Here is a 3521-nt window from a genome sequence, read left to right on the forward strand (position 1 = left end):
AAGCGTCGAAGACGGCCTTGTTGCCCTCGGGCTTGTCGCTGACGAGCTGCGTGTGCAGGTAGCTCTGCTCTCGTCCCTTCGGACCGGGGATGTCAGTCGTCTCGCACGCGCCGGAGCGCAGCCGCCCGGCGGACGCCTCCGACTGGGAGCCACCGAGCAGGGTGCGCCTGACGTCGAGGTCGTAGGAGAGGACCTTCCGCTCGGCCTCCGCCCTGGTGATGGTCGGCTGCAACTGCTCCTCGGTGAGCCCGCAGGAGACCAGCGACAAGGCCGCGAGGGGAACAGCGATCAGTCTCAGCATCGCGTAGCCCACCGTGGTACTGCCGCAGCTGTGTCCGATGACGGTCTGCCTCGCGGGCTCGCCCTCGTGCGTCGTCCGTAGATCCGGTCTCGAAGGAGTGGAGCCGGCCCTCCGCGTGCAGCGCGAACACATCGGACGCCGTTTCCGGCCCGGCCGTCTTTCGTCCGGGTGAACGGCCAAACCGCCGCTGCCCCCACCGTCCACCGGTTCGATTCGCCCCATCATGCCCCCCATGAGTTCAGCGATGTGTGTACTTGTCGTGCGGATGCGCGGTCACGCTAGCGGGGGAAGGGGGCGGCTGTGGTGGGAACGTGTGCATCCGATTCGATTCGGTGCGGCGAAGCCGGAGCGGGCGGATCGGACGAGCTGACGCTTCGTCAAGGTCCGGTAAAGGAGGGCGAGTCGGGGACGGGACGGATCGCTCCGGCGCGGATCCTCGGGTTGTGATTCGTCTCACGTGGGGCCGGGGGTGGTGCGTGAGGGGATTTGTCCGCACGTAGGGCCCGGATCGGACCGGTGCGGGGCGATGAGTGGTCCACTTCTGCGGCGAACTTCCCTGAACTATGGTCGGATTGTGCTTCGGACCGCCGATGGTGCCGGTCCGTTCGTCCTGGACCTGGTGGCATCGACGCGGACTGCACGGGAGCCATCCGGGGAAGGTAGTGCGCGGACGTCGGACCACGGCCGGTGTCGGCAGCGCACACCAGGGGGCGCAGTAGCCGTTCGGGTGCCCGGGACGGGGTGCCTCGGGGGAGGTTTGGCATGTCGGAGCAGGATCAGTTGGCGGGGCGGGTGCCGGTCGCGGCGTTCGGGAGGTCCGCGGTGGACGTGGTGCCGGAGCAGCGCGGGCCCGACGAGCGGGAGCGGTACGGCTTCTCCGGCGGCGAGCGTCCGGACGGGGCGGGGCGCGGCGCGGGTTCGCGACTGCGGGTGGACGCCCGGCGGAACCTGGAGAGCGTGCTGCGGGCCGCCCGCGAGGTGTTCGGCGAACTCGGTTACGGGGCGCCGATGGAGGAGGTCGCCCGGCGGGCCGGGGTCGGCGTCGGCACCGTGTACCGGCGCTTCCCGAGCAAGGAGGTGCTGGTCCAGCGGATCGCCTCCGAGGAGGTCTCCTGGCTGACCGCGCAGGCCCGGGAGTCGCTGTACGGCGGCCTGACCGGCCCGTGGGACGCGCTGGCCGACTTCCTGCAGCGGGCGGCGGCCTCGGGCGCGGGGCGGCTGCTGCCGCCGGAGGCGTTCCGGTACGCCGAGGAGATCGGCCGGGTGCCCGAGCAGCGCGGCACCGAGCTGCGGGCGTTCGGCGGTGCGCCGGTGTCCGAGGGCGAGCAGGGCGCCGATCCGCGGCTGCTGCTGCAACTGCTGGCGGCGCTGGTGGCCCGGGCGGGCGCGGCCGGGGAGTTGCGCCCCGGGGTGACGGTGGCCGATGTGGTGCTGGTGCTGACCGCGGCGGTGCCGGTGCACGCCTCGGCGGCCGTCCCGGTCAAGGAGGGCGAGCCCGAGGGCGGGGCGGGGCACCGGCTGCTGCAGATCCTGTTGCAGGGGCTGCGCGCGGCCTGACCGGCAGCGCCGGACGGGGAGTTGACGCACCGTACGGGCGGGCCGTCGCGGGGGTGGTCCCGGGCCGGCCGGAGCGCACCGTTCGGGTGAACGGGAGGGCTCCGGGCGCACGGGTCGGAGCAGAAGCGGCGCGGAACGTTCCGGGTACGCGCGGTGCCCGCGCCGCCGGGGGACCGAACACTTCCGCGAGCGGCAGCCCGGACGAGTGGGCCGCGGCGGACCCGGCTACCGGTGGTCGCTGCGCTATGCCATTCTTTGCCCGTGGTTGGAGCCATTGTTCCGTTGCGCAGCGTGACCGCCGTCGACTCCGAGGGGCGGCCCCTGTCGCGCGCCGCGCGCCGGGTCGGTGCCCGGTGAACCCGGAAGAGCAGGGCGACGCGGTCGAGTTCGGCTCCGGCCTGGAGGCCCCCGGCCAGGTGCCGGACCAGGGCGGCAGCCCGGCCCGGGAGTCGCTGAGCGGCCGGGTGCCCGGCCAGGCCCCGGCCGGCCGGGGCGGCGTGGCCCCCGAGGCGTTCATCGGCGAGGAGCTCCCGGTGCGCGCCGTGGTGCCCGCCCCCGCCGACCCGGTGGACGGCGAACGCCCGCCATCCGACGCGGAGTTGACGGCCCGGGTGCGGGCCGGGGACGACGCCGCGTACGAGGAGATCTACCGCCGGCACGCGGACGCCGTCCGCCGCTACGCCCGCACCTGCTGCCGGGACAGCTTCACCGCGGAGGACCTGGCGGGCGAGGTGTTCGCCCGCACCCTGCAGGCGCTCAAGGCCGGCAAGGGGCCCGAGTTCGCCGTCCGGGCCTACCTGTTGACGGCGGTGCGCAACGTGGCGGCCGCCTGGGCCCGCTCGGACCGGCGCGAGCAGCTGATCGACGACTTCACCGGCTTCGCCGAAACCTCCGCCGCCACCGTCGAGTTCGACCTCGCCGACCCGGGCGCGGACGCCTGGGCGCTGGCCCTGGCCGACCAGCGGATGGTGATGCGCGCGTACGCCGAACTGCCCGAGGACGACCGGGTGGTGCTCTGGCACACCGAGGTCGAGCGGGAGTCGCCGAAGACCGTGGCGGTGATGCTCGGCAAGACCGCCAACGCCACCGCCGTCCAGGCCCACCGGGCCCGCGACCGGCTGGCCGCCGCGTTCCTGCAGGCGCACGTGTCGGGCAGCCAGGAGTCCGGCTGCGCCGGGTACGCCAGCCGGCTCGGCGCGTACGCCCGCGGCTCGCTGCGCAAGCGCGCCTCGGCGGAGGTCGGCAAGCACGTCCAGGACTGCGCCCGCTGCACCGCCGCGTACCTGGAGCTCGCCGACATCAACCACGGCCTGCGGGCCGTGCTGCCCGGCGGCGCGCTGCTCTGGGTCGGCACCGGCTGGTTCACCGTCGCGGCCGCGGCGGTCGGCGGGGTCGCCGTCACCGGCGCGGTCGCGGGCGGGGCGGCGGTGGCCGGCGGGGCCGCGGCGGGCACCTCCGCGGGTACGGCGGGAGCGGCGGGTACGGCAGGAGCAGCGGGTACGGCAGGAGCAGCGGGGGCCGGGGCGGCCGGGGGCGCCGGTTCGTCCGGCGGCGGGGCCGCGGCGGTGGCCGGGGAAGGGCTCGGCACCGCGGCGAAGGCCGGCATCGCGGCCGGCATCGCCGTCGTCGCGGCGGCGGTCGCCGCGTTCGCGCTCACCGGCTC

General features: G+C 75.1%; 3 protein-coding genes. 2 read left to right on the forward strand and 1 reads right to left on the reverse strand.

Annotated elements, in window-relative coordinates; all coding sequences use genetic code 11:
• Window positions 1-301, reverse strand: a 301-nt coding sequence (locus ACFUEL_RS37040; RefSeq protein WP_380242186.1) for a hypothetical protein, incomplete at its 3' end; no start/stop codon positions are given.
• A gap of 762 nt (window positions 302-1063) precedes the next feature.
• Between ACFUEL_RS37040 and ACFUEL_RS37045 the strand changes: the two genes are divergently transcribed.
• Both ACFUEL_RS37045 and ACFUEL_RS37050 read left to right on the forward strand, forming a co-directional pair.
• A complete protein-coding gene (locus ACFUEL_RS37045) occupies window positions 1064-1858 on the forward strand; it encodes a TetR/AcrR family transcriptional regulator (RefSeq protein WP_380242188.1) in 795 nt (264 codons plus the stop codon).
• Between the two features lie 353 nt (window positions 1859-2211).
• A partial coding sequence (locus tag ACFUEL_RS37050; protein WP_380242190.1) for an RNA polymerase sigma factor occupies window positions 2212-3521 on the forward strand: 1310 nt, incomplete at its 3' end.

This window comes from Kitasatospora sp. NPDC057198 (assembly GCF_042670125.1).
Lineage (GTDB): Bacteria > Actinomycetota > Actinomycetes > Streptomycetales > Streptomycetaceae > Kitasatospora.